Source organism: Acinetobacter sp. YH12227 (assembly GCF_013417785.1).
GTDB classification, from domain to species: domain Bacteria; phylum Pseudomonadota; class Gammaproteobacteria; order Pseudomonadales; family Moraxellaceae; genus Acinetobacter; species Acinetobacter gandensis.
The window spans coordinates 35,732-53,571 of sequence record NZ_VPDH01000006.1; the positions used below are offsets into that span (position 1 = coordinate 35,732).

Annotated in this window: 20 protein-coding genes; 9 read left to right on the forward strand and 11 right to left on the reverse strand. The window is 39.3% G+C overall.

Going from position 1 to position 17,840, the window contains the following annotated elements; translation table 11 throughout:
* Window positions 1–80 precede the first annotated feature (80 nt).
* The 8 genes from purF to FTV09_RS02330 form a co-directional block, all read right to left on the reverse strand.
* Window positions 81–1,619 carry an amidophosphoribosyltransferase gene (gene purF / locus FTV09_RS02295; RefSeq protein WP_067762194.1) on the reverse strand — a complete coding sequence of 513 codons (1,539 nt, stop codon included), beginning with the start codon at window positions 1,617–1,619 and terminating at the stop codon, window positions 81–83.
* Between the two features lie 24 nt (window positions 1,620–1,643).
* On the reverse strand, window positions 1,644–2,231 hold the full coding sequence (locus FTV09_RS02300; protein WP_067762196.1) for a CvpA family protein: 588 nt from the start codon (window positions 2,229–2,231) through the stop codon (window positions 1,644–1,646).
* A 5-nt stretch (window positions 2,232–2,236) separates the two neighbouring features.
* Window positions 2,237–3,238, reverse strand: a complete 1,002-nt coding sequence (locus tag FTV09_RS02305) for a quinone-dependent dihydroorotate dehydrogenase (RefSeq protein ID WP_067762199.1) — start codon at window positions 3,236–3,238, stop codon at window positions 2,237–2,239.
* Window positions 3,239–3,328: 90 nt separating this feature from the next.
* Window positions 3,329–3,808, reverse strand: coding sequence for a type II secretion system protein GspM (gspM, locus tag FTV09_RS02310; RefSeq protein WP_180056607.1), 480 nt, complete (start codon window positions 3,806–3,808; stop codon window positions 3,329–3,331).
* Window positions 3,808–4,947, reverse strand: coding sequence for a type II secretion system protein GspL (gene gspL / locus FTV09_RS02315; protein WP_067762203.1), 1,140 nt, complete (start codon window positions 4,945–4,947; stop codon window positions 3,808–3,810). The genes gspM and gspL overlap by 1 nt, the downstream gene beginning before the upstream one ends.
* Window positions 4,948–4,976: 29 nt before the next feature.
* Window positions 4,977–5,432, reverse strand: coding sequence for a histidine phosphatase family protein (locus FTV09_RS02320; protein ID WP_067762205.1), 456 nt, complete (start codon window positions 5,430–5,432; stop codon window positions 4,977–4,979).
* Between the two features lie 78 nt (window positions 5,433–5,510).
* Window positions 5,511–6,584 (reverse strand): NAD(P)H-dependent glycerol-3-phosphate dehydrogenase, encoded by a 1,074-nt coding sequence (locus FTV09_RS02325; RefSeq protein WP_067762207.1) that lies wholly within the window; start codon window positions 6,582–6,584, stop codon window positions 5,511–5,513.
* Window positions 6,585–6,619: 35 nt separating this feature from the next.
* Window positions 6,620–7,201 (reverse strand): nitroreductase family protein, encoded by a 582-nt coding sequence (locus FTV09_RS02330; protein ID WP_218950131.1) that lies wholly within the window; start codon window positions 7,199–7,201, stop codon window positions 6,620–6,622.
* A 222-nt stretch (window positions 7,202–7,423) separates the two neighbouring features.
* On the opposite strand from FTV09_RS02330, the gene FTV09_RS02335 reads away from it, so the two are divergent.
* Entirely contained in the window at window positions 7,424–7,804 is a 381-nt protein-coding gene (locus FTV09_RS02335; RefSeq protein WP_067762278.1) for a hypothetical protein, read from the forward strand.
* A gap of 89 nt (window positions 7,805–7,893) precedes the next feature.
* On the opposite strand, the gene rhlB is transcribed toward FTV09_RS02335, so the two are convergent.
* Complete coding sequence (rhlB, locus tag FTV09_RS02340) at window positions 7,894–9,045, reverse strand: ATP-dependent RNA helicase RhlB (RefSeq protein ID WP_067762209.1); 1,152 nt, start codon at window positions 9,043–9,045, stop codon at window positions 7,894–7,896.
* A gap of 99 nt (window positions 9,046–9,144) precedes the next feature.
* The gene (locus FTV09_RS02345) at window positions 9,145–9,357 is read right to left on the reverse strand and encodes a cold-shock protein (RefSeq protein WP_005014923.1); all 213 of its coding nucleotides are present in this window, start codon (window positions 9,355–9,357) and stop codon (window positions 9,145–9,147) included.
* 414 nt (window positions 9,358–9,771) lie between these two features.
* On the opposite strand from FTV09_RS02345, the gene FTV09_RS02350 reads away from it, so the two are divergent.
* From FTV09_RS02350 to FTV09_RS02375, 6 genes are all read left to right on the forward strand, one after another.
* The gene (locus FTV09_RS02350) at window positions 9,772–9,966 is read left to right on the forward strand and encodes a sulfurtransferase TusA family protein (RefSeq protein ID WP_180056642.1); all 195 of its coding nucleotides are present in this window, start codon (window positions 9,772–9,774) and stop codon (window positions 9,964–9,966) included.
* A 143-nt stretch (window positions 9,967–10,109) separates the two neighbouring features.
* Window positions 10,110–10,979: an RNA polymerase sigma factor RpoH gene (rpoH, locus tag FTV09_RS02355; RefSeq protein ID WP_067762211.1), complete on the forward strand. Its 870-nt coding sequence runs from the start codon at window positions 10,110–10,112 to the stop codon at window positions 10,977–10,979.
* Window positions 10,980–11,128: 149 nt separating this feature from the next.
* Entirely contained in the window at window positions 11,129–11,494 is a 366-nt protein-coding gene (locus tag FTV09_RS02360; protein ID WP_067762213.1) for a DUF423 domain-containing protein, read from the forward strand.
* Window positions 11,495–11,570: 76 nt separating this feature from the next.
* On the forward strand, window positions 11,571–11,768 hold the full coding sequence (thiS, locus tag FTV09_RS02365) for a sulfur carrier protein ThiS (protein ID WP_067762216.1): 198 nt from the start codon (window positions 11,571–11,573) through the stop codon (window positions 11,766–11,768).
* Between the two features lie 12 nt (window positions 11,769–11,780).
* Window positions 11,781–12,566 (forward strand): thiazole synthase, encoded by a 786-nt coding sequence (locus FTV09_RS02370; protein WP_180056609.1) that lies wholly within the window; start codon window positions 11,781–11,783, stop codon window positions 12,564–12,566.
* Window positions 12,567–12,621: 55 nt separating this feature from the next.
* Window positions 12,622–13,308, forward strand: a complete 687-nt coding sequence (locus FTV09_RS02375; protein WP_180056611.1) for a hypothetical protein — start codon at window positions 12,622–12,624, stop codon at window positions 13,306–13,308.
* A 64-nt stretch (window positions 13,309–13,372) separates the two neighbouring features.
* Here the strand turns inward: FTV09_RS02375 and FTV09_RS02380 are convergent, their stop codons facing one another.
* Entirely contained in the window at window positions 13,373–13,984 is a 612-nt protein-coding gene (locus tag FTV09_RS02380) for a glutathione binding-like protein (RefSeq protein WP_180056613.1), read from the reverse strand.
* Window positions 13,985–14,199: 215 nt separating this feature from the next.
* On the opposite strand from FTV09_RS02380, the gene FTV09_RS02385 reads away from it, so the two are divergent.
* Window positions 14,200–15,642: a SulP family inorganic anion transporter gene (locus FTV09_RS02385; protein ID WP_180056615.1), complete on the forward strand. Its 1,443-nt coding sequence runs from the start codon at window positions 14,200–14,202 to the stop codon at window positions 15,640–15,642.
* 248 nt (window positions 15,643–15,890) lie between these two features.
* The gene (locus FTV09_RS02390; RefSeq protein ID WP_180056617.1) at window positions 15,891–17,810 is read left to right on the forward strand and encodes an ATP-binding protein; all 1,920 of its coding nucleotides are present in this window, start codon (window positions 15,891–15,893) and stop codon (window positions 17,808–17,810) included.
* The last annotated feature ends 30 nt before the right edge of the window (window positions 17,811–17,840 follow it).

A 17,840-nucleotide genomic window follows, 5' to 3' on the forward strand; every position in this document is an offset into this window, starting at 1 on the left:
TAACTTACATTGTCTTTTGTTTGCTCATCATAAATGAAAAAAGCGGGAAATTCCCGCTTTTTCAGTATGTTTTAACCAGATTATTCTTCACGAACACCAGTTAAATCTACAGAAGCTGCATCAATGTTTACATCGATATAAGCTGGTTTTTCGTTCTTTGCAGAATCATTACGTTTACGCTCTAGTGCAGCAAGATATTCTGCATCAATGCCACCTGCCACGTATTTACCATCAAATACAGAACAGTCAAAGTCTTGTAGCTCTGGCACTTTCTTTGTACGTACTGCTGATTTAAGATCTTCTAAATCTTGGAAGATTAAACGGTCTGCACCAATGATTTCACGAATTTCTTCAACACTACGCTCAGATGCAATCAATTCAGATTTAGCTGGCATATCAATACCATACACGTTTGGATATTTCACCATTGGTGCAGCTGAAGCGAAGAATACTTTTTTTGCACCAGCATCACGCGCCATCTGAATAATTTCATTACACGTTGTACCACGTACAATTGAGTCATCTACAAGTAGTACATTTTTACCTTGGAACTCAAGCTCAACAGGGTTCAACTTTTGACGTACAGATTTTTTACGTAATTGTTGACCCGGCATAATAAAAGTACGACCGATATAACGGTTCTTCATAAAGCCTTCACGGAACTTCACACCCAAAGTATTGGCAAGCTCAAGCGCAGAAGTACGTGAGGTATCAGGAATTGGAATCACCACATCAATGTCGTGTTCTTCACCCCATTCGCGTTGAATTTTCTGAGCAAGTTTTTCGCCCATTTTCAAACGTGCTTTGTAAACTGAAATACCATCAATTGTTGCATCCGGACGAGCAAAGTAAACATACTCAAAGATACATGGACGATATTCAGGTGCTGCTGCACATTGCTTCGTATGCATTTCGCCCGTCGAGCTAATATAGATTGCTTCGCCCGGTGCAATATCACGCTCAACCTTAAAGCCAAGTGCTGTAATCGCAACAGACTCTGAAGCAATGATATATTCCATACCATTTTCAGTTTCACGAGAACCGTAAATTAATGGACGAATACCATTTGGATCACGGAAACCGACTAAACCTTGACCGGTAATCATGGCAACAACAGCATAACCACCTTTACAGCGCTCATGTACACGTGAAACGACATGAAAAATATCATCTGCAGATGGAGTCAATTTGGCACGTTTTTGCAATTCATGTGCAAACACGTTTAATAATACTTCCGAATCTGAATCCGTGTTCATGTGACGTAAGTCAGTTTTGAACAAATCTTCATGAATTTCAGCAGCATTGGTTAAATTACCGTTATGCGCAAGCGTGATACCATAAGGTGAGTTTACATAGAATGGTTGGGCTTCAGCACTGCTTGAAGAACCCGCTGTTGGGTAACGTACATGGCCAATACCATAGTTACCTTGTAATGCACGCATGTGACGTGTGTGGAACACATCACGCACCATACCCGTATCTTTACGCAGGAATAAACGACCATCCTGACAAGTTACAATCCCGGCTGCATCCTGTCCACGATGTTGTAACATCGTTAACGCATCAAACAACATTTGGTTAACAGGTGATTTACCAGCTATACCAACTACTCCACACATAGCAACCTCGCAGACAAGCTAGGGTTAATAAAAAGGATTATTCGTTGACTCGCCTGATCCAGAACGTCCATGCTTGTTCTGCGACTCAGAAGAATAGTCAGAAGATTTCTCGGCATCTTCAGACTTAATATGATGTAAGGCTTGATTTGCAGCATCTTTGGACATGGCAGTCGCCCAAGGTGCATACGGCAATAATGTCTGTACCATTTTCGACTGTTTCCAGTGCGGTGAGCTTTCCACCCAAGGCCCAATGCCTTGCATGGTTATGAGCACCACCAACAACCCTTTTAGGCTCCCAAACACACCACCAGCTAAGCGATTTAATGGCCCAAGCTTAAGTGTTTTCAGAATACTATTTAACAGCCAGGTCGCAACCCATGTCATGACCACAATCAACAGCACGATAAATGCAAACGCAGCAATTTTTTGAACCACTGGATCTGTACTGAGTGAAACCATCGAAGGTGCAAGGACGGTTGCATACTTTGCTGCAATAACAAGTGCAAGAATCCATCCAACGAAGTTCGCAAAGGCTTTAATAAATCCTTGTCGCAAACCGTTCAGCCCTCCAATGAGCAAAATAATCAGTATAAAGATATCAATGGTATTCATGATCTTTAAAGTGCGTCTACGCAATCTTTTACAAGTGTTGGACCTGTATATATGAGGCCACTATACACTTGTACAAGGCTTGCACCTGCTTTTTGTTTCGCCACTGCATCTGCACCCGACAAAATACCACCCACACCAATCAATGGAATGCGACCATTTAATACTTTTGCAAAGGCAGCGAGACATGCGGTACTTTTTTCAAATACAGGTGCTCCAGATAAACCACCCGCCTCATCACCAAATGGTAGGCCTTCAACGCCTTCACGTGACAATGTGGTATTGGTCACAATCAAACCATCTATTTTAAAGGTTAACAATTGCTGTGCAATAAATTGAATATCTTCAGGTTCAAGATCTGGAGCAACTTTAAGTACCAATGGCACATAATGTTGATTTTCATCAGCCAATTCAAGCTGACGCTTTTTCAAAGTTTCTAACAGTTCAGTCAAAGCATCGCCACTTTGTAAGCTACGAAGGTTCTTTGTATTAGGAGAAGAGATATTAACAGTAATATAAGAAGCGTAATTGTAAACTTTTTCTAGACAAATCAGATAATCATCAACAGCTTTCTCCACTGGAGTCACTGCATTTTTACCAATATTGATACCCAAAATACCTTTGAATTTCGCAGCTTTTACATTTTCAATCAGTTTATCCACGCCATCATTATTGAAACCCATACGGTTAATAATAGCTTTTGCTTTCGGTAAACGGAATAAACGCGGTTCAGGATTACCTGATTGAGGAAGAGGTGTGATCGTACCAATTTCAATAAAGCCAAAACCTTGGCTCGCCAATGCATCAATATATGCACCGTTTTTATCAAGACCGGCTGCTAAACCCACTGGGTTTGGAAATTGAATTCCCATACATGTCACTGGTTTAGATGCGATGTTTTGGCGCATCATTCCTATCTTGTGAGAGGATTTCAACAGTGACAATGTCAGCTCATGTGCACGCTCTGGTGCTAAACTAAACAACAAAGGGCGGGCTAGAGAATACAACATATCTATAAAAGTCTACTGCTTTTTAAGTCGGCATATTATAGGCATAGCATCACAAAAACACCATGCTTAGCAGATCTTTATTTTTACCGATTATTGTACAGTCGCTGTTAATTTAATCTGTCCAGCTTCAGAACTAAATTCCATCTTTTCAACACTTAAGCCCATTTGAACCAATTGTGTAAGAAAATTTGCCAATACTGCATAATTTTCATGCATCACCGCAATTTGAATCTGATCACCCATTTGTTGTGATGCAACAGACAAACCTTGCTGCTGAGAAACGCGCTGTACTTTTTCCGATGCGCTTAGTTGACCATCCCCTGCTGGCTTCATGGTCACTGCATTACTTTGCATCCATACCACAGTGTCTTTTAAATCATTGACTCTTTTTTGCTGAAAGTTGGCGGCTTTATTCATATAAAATAAAGCAGCACCAATGGCAGCCACCAAAACAAATATTGTGGTAAAGATGACCATCACACGCTCACGCATGCTTAAACGATCTAAATAATCCGTCATGCGTTCAATTTGCAGGTCTATGCGCTGCTGAAACTGTTCCATTTTTGTCATTATTGTACTTTCACCAATCCGATTACACCGTTAGTACTCGGCTGAATATTGCCTAATTCGACTTTAAAACCTTGCTGTTTAAGTTGATTACTTAAATTTTGCAGGACTTCCGATGAATTGGCTTTCAATTCCATATTCATTATTGAAGCCTCATAACTCACACGACTGGCCACAACCTGATTTTGCATTAAAACGGGGCCAACTCGGCTCAATACCGCTAAAGCCTGAGCATTACCCGTTTGGCTTTGACGTAATTGGGCTTCAAATTGGCTTTTTAAGGTTTGTTCAGTTACAGGATATGATTGACCAAACCAATATTTAAATTGGTCCAAAGCTTGATTTGCCGTAACATTAGCTACTTTTTTATACTGATACCAACGTAAAGCATCATAGCTAAACTGTGTAATTATCGCAGCAACCAATACAGCTGCACATGCTTTCCAATAACCAGACACACCACTATTGGACTTAGCTTTGGGCAATACATTCCAAGGATGTTGTTTCGGCTTTTTTAAAACCGGCAACTCATAATGAAAAGATTCGAGTTGATCATGTGTGATACTTGCTTCTAAACAATGAGTTTGATCTGCCGTCAAATTAGAAATTTTATATTTCGGTTGTATACTTTGATAATCGAGATACAACGCCAAATCATCAATCGACTGCCCCACATACTCCGATTCACGAACCAGCAAATGGCCACCCACATTAGCCAAAGTATGCTGTCCAAGTTCTGGTACTGGCAACACCAAAAAATCTGGTAATAAAGAAACAACCTTAACAGGTATCAGCGTCAAAGCATGTTGCATGGTTTCAACAGCAGAATTTGCAATACCCATTACCGTTAACTGATCTGGGTTTTGAAAGTGATGCAAAATTTTCATCGCGTCCAAAGGCAGGATGACAAATTCTTCTAAAAGATACTTAACCCCTTCTGGCCCCAGCTTTTTATATTGTGCTTTTGGAAAATTTTGCTGAATCAGTTGCACATCACGACTTGGAAAGAATACAACAGCTTCCTTTCCAGCGTGTGGCTGAATTTCTCGAATAAGTTGTTCAAGGGTGGATGACTGTTTCCAAAAATCACCCTCAGACCATTGCCAAACCCCATTGGCTTCTGGCATCCATAAATACAACATTGATTATTTTCTGCCGTTTTAATTGGTTTTTATATAGATGGTATAAACGATTTAATTTGTGTTGATAAACCTGGCGCAATAACTGCCTGATCATAAATTCGGGCTTCAGCAAGGGAATACGGATTAAAGAATTCCGATACCAATAATGATGCAATATGCGCAACAACGTTCATGTGACACACCACAACAATAGACTCATACGGTAAATGAGACAACCACTCCACCGCAATTTTTGCATCATCTTCTGGTTTAATGGCATTACACACCACCACAGGAACGTTTGGGAAATACTTTTGCAAGTACGAAAGCGTTTGCTGTGCTCTAAGTAAAGGACTCACCACAAAAACCTCCGGATGAATCAAATCTTTCAAGTACTGTGCTGTTTGCTCTGCTTGTGCAATACCACGTTCTGTTAATGGGCGTTTGATATCATTTCCCATGATAGGTGGCGCAGCTTCGCCATGTCTTACTAAAGTGAGTTGCATAAAATGTCCCTATTCTATCCAGCATATTATATATAGCATGTATGACAAAGCTATGATTATTCACAAAACTTCGAGCGTTTAAACCTGCTGATGCGGCAGTACAAATTCCACATCACTACGATGCCCATTTTTCATAAGTGAAAGTGCGATATTTATTGCAGGTGCACCTTCAAAAATAACTTCATATAAAGCACTCGTAATTGGCATATATACATCAAGCTCTTCAGAACGTGCTCGCACTTGAACAATCGTATTAATACCTTCCGCTGTTTGTCCTAACTCAGTGGTTGCCTGCTCTAATGATTTACCACTTCCTAACGCAAAACCAACTTGATAGTTTCGACTCAATGGGCTACTACAGGTTGCAAATAAATCACCAACCCCCGACAAACCGAGGAAGGTTAATGGATTAGCTCCTAACTTAACGGCAAAGCGACTCATTTCAGCTAAAGCACGGGTTAGAATCATACTTTTAGTGTTCTCACCGACACCATATGCCGCAGCCAAACCCATCGCGACCGCATAAATATTCTTTAAAGCACCACCAAGTTCTACACCATGCACATCATCACTGGCAAAAACACGGAATAATGCACTGTGTAAAGCTTGCTGAACTGCATAACGCACTAGCTCTGATTGGCTGGCAATTACAGTCCCTGCAGGTTGTCCAGCCACGATTTCTTTCGCTAGGTTTGGCCCTGACAGCACACCGTAGGGAACTTCTGGTAATTCTTCACGAATAATATCGCTCATAAAACTAAAAGTATTGGCTTCAATACCTTTGGTTAACGACACCACAGCTTGCGAGGTTATAAAGGGTTTAATTTGTTGCAACACACTACGAAAAGAATGGCTCGGAATAGCCACTAAAATAATATCGCGATTACATACAGCCTGCTCTAAATCAGAAACAGCCACCAAACCTGCTTCAAGTTGAAAATCAGGCAAATAACGCTTATTAATATGAGTTGCATTAATATCAGCTGCAACTGCTTCATCACGAATCCAAATCATGGTATCGCAACCATTACGTACAGCAGTATTTGCCATTGCCGTACCAAAGCTCCCTCCACCCAAAACCGTCACACGTAGTGCTGTTTTTTGATCAACTGATACAGGGCTCACTAGGCTTGCGAAATCAAGTTCTGACATTTTAGTTTTATCCTAATTACGTATTTCTATCTATTTCATTTATGCCAATGGCTGACAAAATCCGCTGAATTTATTTCTGCACGTGCAGGAATTGCTTTCACTGCTGTACCTATATAAATAATGCCTGAAATTAAATCATTTTCAGTAAGACCTAAGGCTTGCTTAAAAAGTTTAGATTCAACGACAGCACCACTACGCCACATTGTTGAAAAACCTTGTACTTGTAGCGAAAGAAGGAAGTTTTGTACAGCTGCACCAGAACTTAAAATTTGTTCAAAATGCGGTACTTTGGGATGATCTTGTAATTTTGTAAGTGCTAAAATAAGTAAAGGTGCACGAAATGGATGGTGTTTTACACGTTCTAATTGTGCTTCTTCTGTTTGCCCTGTATCCGCTAAAGCCTGTGATAAAAGCTCACCAAATGATTCACGTTCAGTTTCAGGAATAACAACAAAACGTGTTGGCTTTAAACGGTGATGGTCAGGTGCAGTAAGCGCCGCTTGAAATGCTTGTTCCAATTGTTCAGCATTCGGCGCAGGCTCAATTAAATGACCAATTGACTGACGCTGATGAATATTTTGATGAACTGAATCAACTGCTGATTTTAGAATTGACATCTATCTACTGTACTTAAAAACTTTTGCTCAAGATTAGCATATTCTCAAGCACTTACTCTAGAATGTTTCTACTGTTGACTCACAGATCTCTTTGCTAGAAGCCTCATTCACAGATTCACTATAAAAAAACTGCATAATCTGTACAGCACATCCCTGTTGTATAAGCATTTTTATGATCAAATGATTTAAATTATTTCTGTTACGGGGTATACCATGAAAGTAATGAAAAAAACTTATGCTGTAGTTACTGCACTTTCAGCTGCAATATTAATGACAGCATGTACAAGCACACCAACTAAAACACTTGCCGTACAAAAACCAAATAATCAATACGAAGTAACAGCCGTAGGAAAAACCAGTATTGCTGCTAAAAATAACGCAATTGCTGCGGCTAATAGTACTTGTGGTAAAAATGCTTCACCTATCGTTGTTGACGAAAAACAAGAATACAACGGCGTATTAAAAGGTGTCGTCGATGAAAAAACTGGACAAATGATTCAAGCGGCTGCTGGCGTACTTGGTACCATTACTGGTAACAGCGGTAGCATCAGTAAAGATGACGACTATCAAACTGTTTTAACTTTTACTTGTCAGGCGAAGTAATACTAAACTATGGTGACGGTAAATATGACTCATCCATAAAAAAGCCACTCAATTGAGTGGCTTTTTTTTAACTGGCATTCTGCTTTTAATTAGCAATAACCTTCCAAGCGGGTTAAAGGTAATTTTTGACCAATGGCTTTTTCAATTTCTGGCAAAGAGAACGCATCATCTTCTGACAAAAAGCTAATACTCACACCGCGAGTACCTGCACGACCGGTACGACCAATACGATGTACATAATCATCTGACTGTTCAGGTAATGTGAAGTTCACCACGTGTGAAACGCCATCCACATGAATACCACGCCCAGCAACGTCAGTCGCAATCATAATATTATGTTGACCATTTTTAAATTGATCCAACATTTTTAGGCGTTTGTCTTGCGCGATTTCACCAGACAACATCACCACTTTATAACCATCTCTTTTAAGATGATCATACAACTTACGTACTTGATCACGTCGATTGGCAAAGATCATTACTTTTTCAATCGGCTCTACACGTAAAATTTCTTCTAACAATTTATATTTGTCAGATTTAGCCACCATGTAGACACGTTGTTCTACGTCAGCATTGGTTTTTTTCTCAGGTTCAATTTCAACAGTCACTGGTTCAAACAACCATTGCTGTGCCAAATTTAAAACGTCATAACTAAATGTTGCAGAGAACATCAAAGTTTGTCGTTGTTCTTTACGTGGTGAAAAGCGCACGATACGTTTTACAGATGGGATAAAGCCCATATCTAATAAACGGTCAGCTTCATCAATCACTAAAAATTCTATTTGATCTAGCCAAACTTCTTTTTGTTCAACAAAATCAATCAAGCGACCCGGTGTCGCCACCATAATGTCGACAAAATTACGATTTAAAAGATTTTTTTGCTTATCAAAATCTACCCCACCGAGCAAAGTCATGACATTCAAATCAGTGTATTTCACTAATTCTTTTGCATCACTTTCAATTTGCAAAGCAAGTTCGCGCGTTGGTGCAAGAATCAATGCACGCGGTTCACCACGATAACGCTGTTCTTTAATTGGATTATTCAACAAGTCATTGATCACACTGACCAAGAAAGCCGCAGTCTTCCCAGTACCAGTTTGAGCACGACCAATAGCGTCATGTCCAGCCAATGTAAATTTTAAAACCTTTTGCTGAATAGGCGTCATATCCTTAAAACCTAAAGCATCAATGGCTTTTTTAAGGTTCGGATGTAAATTTAAGGTTTCAAAACCTGATGACATATAGATGTGCCCTAATTGAATAATCACAAAATTGCTGAAGCATTATAAACAAAAAACGCCCCAATTTACATTGGAGCGTTTTTGAGTACATTCAGACGATTAGTCTAAAGGTTGTACTTCTTCAGCTTGGAAGCCTTTTTGACCTTTAACAACGCTGAATTCTACGCGTTGGCCGTCACGAAGTGAACGGTGGCCTTCGCCCATAATTGCGCGGAAATGAACGAATACGTCGTCGCCGCCGTTACGTTGAATAAAGCCAAAGCCTTTAGTGTCGTTGAACCATTTAACAACGCCTTGTTCACGAGCTGTCATAAGTTAATCCTTATCGTATTTAAAAAAGAAGGACCACCCGGTGTTGCAAACAGCAGACCAAACAAGGTTAAAAAATATTTTTATTTCTAAGCTTGTAATCATTCTGTAAAACTATCAACAAAATCCCGGTTACATCCAAATATATCAAGAAAAACGCGGCTTCACAGCCCTCATAAATCTTAATAACGCAACGAGCTTAACATGGGTTAAACGCAAATAATAGGTTTTTTTGCGCTAAATTCCTTATCAATAAGCTTATTTTTTCACATACTTTTCAACAATGAATAGCTAAGACTTTTCGCCTTTTTATAGTTGGGATTTGGCACTGTATTTGCTAATATTTCATTTCATATGTAAATGCGATGAAGTTCAGCTGTGAATGATGGTAAAAAGACAGTGCTCACTGTTGATGCAATGGGTAAACCCTGCCCAATGCCTTTATTGATGTTAAAAAAAGCATTAAAGAATAGTTCTGGACATACTTTGCTTTTGAAGTCATCTGACCCACATAGTCAACAAGATGTATCACGATACTGTCAAATTCATCAGTTAGACTTTCAATTGAGTAAAATTTCAGAGTCTGAATTTCATTACTTAATTGAATCTTAAAAAGTTTCGTATAAACTTAATTGCTTCACATTTGCATAAAACTTTACATTTCTATACCCAATTTTCCATTATTTAGCGAAATATTGGATTAAGATAAATCTTAATTATTGGGCATAGCCTTTTTTATTTCTCAAGGAGAAGATATGAGTGACAGCAGCAATCAATTGATGCCCCTGTCATTATCGGCACCCGGGGTGAATCTCGGTGCTTATATTAGTACTGTTAACCAAATTCCTATTTTAACGGCCGAACAAGAAAAAGAGCTGGCCGAACGTTATTACTACGACCAAGATTTAGATGCTGCCAAAATGTTGGTAATGTCGCACTTGCGTTTTGTTGTACATATTGCGCGTAGCTATGCAGGCTATGGCCTGCCACAAGGCGACCTGATTCAAGAAGGTAACTTGGGCTTAATGAAAGCAGTAAAACGCTTTGACCCTACTATGGGTGTTCGCCTTGTTTCTTTTGCAGTGCATTGGATTAAGGCAGAGATTCACGAATATGTGATTCGTAACTGGCGTATTGTTAAAATTGCAACTACCAAAGCGCAGCGAAAATTATTCTTTAATTTACGTAGCTTAAAAAAATCGTCTAAAAAGCTCACCATGGCTGAAGCTGAGTCAATCGCCAATGACTTAAATGTGACTGCAGCACAAGTGCTCGAAATGGAAGGTCGTTTAACAGCATACGATGCAGCCTTCGAAGCACAAGGTGATGACGATGACGAAGGTTCAACGCATGTTGCCCCAGCGCTATATTTAGAAGATAACCGCTACGACCCTGCTCGCTTGGCTGAAGAAGAAGATTACGAAGAACAAAGTAGCACTGCTTTGCATGATGCGATGGATCAACTCGATGATCGTTCTCGTAATATTTTGCAGCGTCGTTGGCTAGATGATGAAAAATCAACGCTACATGAACTTGCAGCTGAATATAATGTCTCTGCAGAACGTATTCGTCAGTTAGAAAAAAATGCGATGGAGAAAATCAAAGTCGCAATGTCATCAAATTAATGACTGAATTCGGTCTAATATCCATGAAAAAAGAGCATCTAAATGCTCTTTTTTTTGGTTTAAATCAAAATAAAGATTGGGTCGTTTTACTTAAATTACGTTCAAAAATATGCTATGGTTGTGCGCAAAATTTGTTAGGGTGAATGCACATGTGGATGGCAATCTCCGCACTCAATTTAGCTTTTGCAGTCATGCTTGGTGCTTTTGGCGCACATGGATTAAAAGCACGTGCCAGTGAAGCTCAACTTGCTTGGTGGCAAACCGCAACCGACTATTTTTTCTATCACGCCCTCGGTTTACTTGCACTTGCAATTATTGCGAAAGTGATTCCGCAAATTCCGATCAAAGCCAGCTTCCTTCTTATCCAAATTGGTATTTTGTTTTTCTGTGGCTCACTATATATCATGGCGCTTGGCTTACCGCGTGGTTTAGGTGCAATCACCCCAATTGGCGGTGCACTGATGATTGCAGGTTGGGTTATCCTCGCATGGAATGCGTTTAAATTTGCAAGATAAACGAATAAAGAGTACTGAAGCGAACAAAACAGACTCAATCTTCAAATTTGCCTAGAACGAATGGAAATCAGCACAAATGCAAATATTTTTAAACGGCGAAGCAACTCAAACTGACTGTATAAACCTGTTGCAATTGATTCAACAATTGCAACTAGAGGGTAAACGTTTCGCTGTCGAAAAAAATGAAATGATCATCTCAAAAAGCAAATTGGAACAAACACTAATTGCTGAGCAAGATCATATTGAAATTATTCATGCCGTTGGCGGCGGCTAAAATGGAGCTCCCATGGAAGACACACCTTTAATTATAGGTTCACGAACTTTTAACTCACGTTTATTGGTCGGTACCGGTAAATATAAAGACCTAAATGAAACAGATTTAGCGATTCAAGCCAGCGGCGCGGAGATTGTTACCGTTGCAATTCGACGTGTGAACATTGGTCAACATGCGGATCAGCCTAACTTGCTTTCTGTGATTCCGCCTGAAAAGTACACCATTTTACCCAATACAGCGGGTTGCTTTGATGCCAATAGCGCAGTACGCACCTGCATGATGGCACGTGAATTATTGGATGGTCACAACTTGGTCAAATTAGAAGTATTGGGTGATGAAAAAACCCTCTACCCGAATATTACCGAAACGTTGAAAGCAGCACGTACTTTAATAGATGATGGTTTCGAGATAATGGTGTATACCTCTGATGATCCAATCGTGGCACAAGAGCTTGAAAGTATGGGCTGTGTTGCGATTATGCCTTTAGGTAGTTTAATTGGTTCTGGTCTTGGTATTCTCAACCCACACACCATTTCAATTATTAAAGAAAACGCTAAAGTGCCTGTATTGGTTGATGCTGGCGTTGGTACGGCAAGCGATGCAGCTATTGCAATGGAATTGGGCTGCGACGGTGTATTAATGAATACAGCTATTGCGGCTGCACAAAATCCAATTTTGATGGCTTCAGCTATGAAAAAAGCCATTGAAGCTGGTCGCGAAGCCTTCCTCGCTGGTCGTATGCCACGTAAACGTATGGCTAATGCTAGCTCACCTGAAACAGGATACTTCTTTAAATAAGCCCTGATTCACGCTATAAAGAGGACTCAAACGAGTCCTTTTTTTGACGATAATAATGAAAATTCCCAAACTCATTTACACCTTTCCCCTTTTGGTACTTCCATGTTACCTACATGCCCAAATTCCAGCCCAGGCCAAATTACTCGCGCCAAAAGGTTGGGACATCTTAATGGCAGCAACTGGTGACTTAAATAAAGATCAGCTGCAAGATATAGCAATGATTGTTGAGAAGCAGAAAGTTGATATCGTTACAAAAGATGAAGATGGCAAGGTCATTCATGACAATCCGCGAAAATTTTTAGTATTCTTTAAAACTGCTCAGGGTTACCAACGAGTTGCAGAAAACAATAGTATTCCTGTTGCTGAACAAGCCAACTCATGTTTGCTCGACCCACTGGCTGAAGCGGATAAGCTTAAAATTTCTAAAGGAATTTTAAAGGTACATTTCAGCTACTTTATGGCCTGTGGTGGCTGGGAATGGCCACGTCACAGCTATACCTTTAGATGGCAAAATAAGCGCTTTGAATTGATTGGATTTGATTACAGCAGTTTTCATCGCGCTTCAGGAGAAGAAACGTCTAAGAGCTATAATTTTCTAACCCATAAACGCAAGGAAATACTGGGTGGCAACACCTTTGAAGAAAGTAAAACCCAAATTAAATGGACGAGCTTTAAAACGCCCCAAACATTGACCTTAAATAATATTAACTTTGATGACTTTTATACACAGTTTGAATACTAAAACTTTTATAGATCAGCAAAAAACGCCTCACAATGAGGCGTTTTTATAAATAACTAAAGATATTTTAAGGAATCAAGCCTTCATCTCGCATTGCAATTTGTACCGATTGACGCTCAGCAACTTTATTACGAATCGCAATAATATTTTTATACGGTGTTAAATCGTGCTCAATGCCATTTGACCAATTTGTAAGTACAAAAAGGTAGGCATCTGCCGGACCAAAGTTATCATCAACCAAATAATCATTATCTGACTCGCCAATCGCTTTATCGATATAACTCAATAAACGGTCAATTTCAGCATAGGCTTTTTCTTTTGCTACAGCATCTAATGGCGCACCAAAGAATACTGCATAGGCATCATGCAATTCAGAATTCAGATAACCTAACCACTCCAATACTTTTGCACGACCTAAGCCTGATGGTGGAATTAAGTCTTGTTTAGGATCATGTTGTGCCAAGAACGGTAGAATCGCTACGTTTTCAGTAAGTATCAAACCTGGATTAATTTCTAAAGCTGGAACATATCCTTTTGGATTAATCTCGTAATAATCTAATCCTTTTTCTGTTTTATGGGTTTTAAGGTCAACACGAACCAAATCAAAATCTACGTTAATTTCATTTAAAATTATATGGGCAGCCAATGAACATGCACCTGGCGAATAATAAAGCTTCATATCTGATCCTTGTTATAAACTATTAACTGTTTTAAATCGCTTCTGACAAACTTTCAAGTGATCAAACCTGTAAATTGCAAAAAAGCGTAAATGCTGAAACACATATACTCATTGACTATTGTCCATATCTATAGAATTTTCAAGTCAAACTGTTATGCATTTTTTTATTCAGTTGTTTTAACATAGCCCTGTTTAAAGTTTGATGAAAATATACAGTGCTGCAACTCAAAAAAGATCAATGGTTTTCTAATATTCGTACCGATGTACTGGCCGGTTTAGTGGTTGGTTTAGCACTGATTCCAGAATCAATAGCGTTTTCAGCGATTGCAGGTGTTGATCCACAAGTCGGACTATATGCATCTTTTTGTATTGCTGTCAGTATCGCATTTTTTGGTGGTCGCCCTGCCATGATTTCAGCGGCGACAGGCGCAATGGCACTGCTGATGATTACCTTAGTCAAAGAACATGGCTTGCAATATTTATTAGCAGCGACTGTGCTTACAGGGATCATCCAAATTATTGCTGGCTATTTTAAAGTTGCAAAGTTAATGCGCTTTGTCTCTCAGGCAGTGGTCTACGGTTTCTTAAATGCACTAGCGATTTTAATCTTTGTTGCTCAAATACCTGAAATTTCCAAAATGGATAGTACGGGTTATCTATTCATGCTGCTTGGCTTAGCTGTGATTTACTTATTTCCCTACATTCCTAAACTTGGTAAAGCAATTCCATCCCCTCTCGTTTGTATTATTGTTTTAAGTTGCTTGGCGCTATTGCTTGGTTCAAATATGCGCACCGTCAGTGATTTAGGGCAGCTACCTGATACCTTACCTATTTTCTTAATTCCGAATATTCCATTCAATATAGAAACACTGACGATTATTTTCCCGTATTCCATGACGTTAGCGACCGTCGGTTTACTTGAAACCATAATGACCACAACGGTGATTAATGAAATCACCCATACTGAAGCCGATCGCCATCAAGAATGCCGTGGCCAAGGGATGGCAAATATTGTTAGCGGATTTATGGGCGGTATGGCCGGTTGTGCCATGATTGGTCAATCTATTATTAATGTAACTTCAGGTGCGCGTACACGCCTATCGACCTTAATCGCAGGTGTTTTCCTACTCTGTTTGGTTGTTTTCCTAAAAGATTGGCTGGCTTATGTGCCAATGGCAGCTTTGGTCGCAATTATGATTATGGTTTCATTGACGACATTCCAATGGGGCTCTGTGAAACAATTTAGCAAACACCCAAGCTCTTTTAACATTGTGATGATTGCTGTAGTTATTGTCGTTTTGCTGACACATAACTTAGCACTTGGCGTATTTGTTGGCGTTTTACTTTCAGCGCTATTTATCATTAATCAATTAGAAAGCTCAGTAAAAGTCACTTCAACTTTGCATAATCATCAACGTCGCTACCAAGTCAGTGGTCAAATTTTCTTTAGTAGTTCAGAGCGTTTTTTCCAATTTTTTAACTTTGATGAGCATATTCAATCGGTAGAAATCGACTTGTCACATGCACATATTTGGGATATTACCTCGGTCAATATGCTAAATAGCGTGGTGGAAAAATTTGAAGCAATAGGCATCAAAACGCAGTTACTTGGTCTCAATGAAGCCAGCGCAACCTTAATTGATCGAATCAATAATTAAGCCTACGCTTGGTCATTTTAAAATTCCATTTAGCTTAATTTGCCGCCTCACTGAGGCGGCAATATTATGTATACTCAACGACATTTAATGTTTAAATCATTTACTAATTCAATGAAAATTATAAATTTTGTTGAATCTTATGTTTATAAAAAATACAATGACTCCATATTAAAATATTTTTTAGTTTTGATTTATTTACTTCCGCACTTCTTTTAAATGATTTAGAACTTTAGGGGAAAGGCGGAATAATGCGACAAGGATTTGTATTTGATCCAGTCCAAAAATATCTCAATGTGCTCATCATTTATAGCATCGTAGTATTTATCAACTTATTTTTTTGCTCAGCAGTCAATGCAAGCCTACAAAACACCCCAAGCTGTACAGCAAATATCAAATCTATTCAGGTTGCACAAGGCAACCAATTAAATCCTCAACTACGTCCCACCGCAGGCTGGCTTAACATACAACAATTTCCCGACCAGTGGAGCTCACGCTGGCCAGATTTTCATGGCAATGCTTGGTACAAAATTGATTTTAATTATCACTGTACAACATCCTTCCAAGCACCCATTTCTTTTGCGCTCGAAAGCATTACTCAAAGTGGCAAGATTTATATTAATGATTCATTGCTATGGAGTGATTTATCTGTACATGAGCCTGCATCTCGTAGCCAATATGTCCCACGCCAATGGAGCATTGCCCCGTCAAGTTTAAATGAAGGTAGAAATGTCATATGGGTACAGGTCTACGGTAGCTTGACGCAAAAATCTGGACTGGGGCAAATCAGTCTAGGTACAAATCAAAGTGTATTGCCTATCTACAAAAGTTGGCTACTTGAAAAAAGAACCCTAATTGAATTTAACGCCATGATTAGCTTCGTGGTTGGTATTTTCTATTTTCTCGCTTGGCTGACCAATCGTAAGGAACGCAGTTTTTTATGGTTTGCTATAACCAATTTTTGCTGGATTTTTTATAGCATCTGCTTTTTGTTAACAGGCCCTTTAGCGTTTTCAACTACAGTATTAGATAGAATACAGAATATTATTTTCTGCTTTTATACGGTAGCGGGTTGTTTAGCGCTCTGGTCATTCGTGGATTACAGTTTCCCTCGCTTGGAAAAAGGACTGTGGGCATTTTTCACAGTCGCATTAGTCTGTCTAAGCTTCATACCACTCACACAGCTTAACACTGTCATTCAAATCTTTTTTGGTGTTGCAGTACTGATCTTTTTAGCAAAATGTATTAGCTTCCCCTTTTTAGCTTATCAATCTAAACAGCCTGAAAGTTACTTGATGGCTGCTGTATATCTATTCTTTATCCCAATTGCTTTTCACGATGCACATTTTGTAATTTCTATGGAAGGTCGCCCGCTATCACCGTATACAGGTCCCTTCACCACGCTGTCTTTAGGGGCAATTTTAGGTTTACGTTTAGCACGTAACGCACGCCAAATTGATCGTTTTAATAAAACTTTATCGGAAAATGTATCTCGGGCTAAAATAGAATTGATGGAATCTTTAGAAAAACAACATCAACTTGCCATTGAAAATGTTCGTCTACAAGAGCGCATTCATCTTTCCCATGACCTACATGATGGTTTAGGCGGTTCAATTGTCCGTTCAATGTTATTGCTCGAACAAAATGACAAAGTTGAAAAACCACAAATTATGTCAATGCTGAAACTATTTCGAAATGACCTTCGACAAGTCATCGACTCAGGCTCAAGCATCGGTGTAAAAGCGCCTGACACACCTATTGAATGGGCTGCACCGATTCGACATCGTTTTGTACAATTATTTGAGGAATTAGAAATCCAATCAAATTGGAGCTTTGCACCAACATGGATTAATAGCCCGAATGCCGCACAATGTTTAACATTGACACGTGTTGCCGAAGAAACCCTCACCAACATCTTAAAACATAGCCAGGCCAATAAAGTCACTGTTTCCCTGAGTGAACTAGACGATCTATTGATTTTGCAAATTGAAGACAATGGGATCGGTTTTGATCCATCTGAAGTCGATCAAGGCCTACATGTGGGATTACATAGCATGCGTACACGTATTGCAAGAATAGATGGTGAGTTTCATATTGATTCAAAACCGGGTCATACACGCGTAAAAATCATTTTACCAATGCTTGATGATCAAGCCGAAAATAAACTCTAATCTGAATTCTAGCACTTGCTTTAGCAGTAT